This window comes from Saezia sanguinis (genome assembly GCF_003991585.1).
Lineage (GTDB): Bacteria > Pseudomonadota > Gammaproteobacteria > Burkholderiales > Burkholderiaceae_C > Saezia > Saezia sanguinis.
In genome coordinates this window covers 1-248 of sequence record NZ_PQSP01000163.1, presented here as the reverse complement: position 1 = coordinate 248, position 248 = coordinate 1, and the positions used below count along the sequence as shown (strand labels likewise).

The 248-nt window shown below is 68.5% G+C and carries 1 protein-coding gene; it reads left to right on the top strand.

Annotated elements, in window-relative coordinates:
• Positions 1 to 56: 56 nt before the first annotated feature.
• Positions 57 to 248, top strand: a 192-nt coding sequence (locus tag CUZ56_RS15355; protein WP_204250976.1) for a hypothetical protein, incomplete at its 3' end; no start/stop codon positions are given.

The following is a 248-nucleotide window of genomic DNA, read 5'->3' as shown; positions in this document are numbered from 1 at the left end:
TCCGGGGAACAGGCCGCGGCCCCGGCCGGCAGGAGTATCGCCGGTCCGGCAAGTACTTGTCGGCGTGGCGGCAGGAGTTAACCGTGGCGTTGTCCAATGGCCGAACTGTGCTGACAGAGTGGGGCGGTATGAGCGTTCTGCGTCGGGCCGCGTCCGGTTGCGCTGTCGCGTTGAGTGTCGTCCTGCTGGCCGGGTGTTCCGGAAGCGGCGAACCCGCACCACCCGGCACCGTACCGCTGGTTTCCACC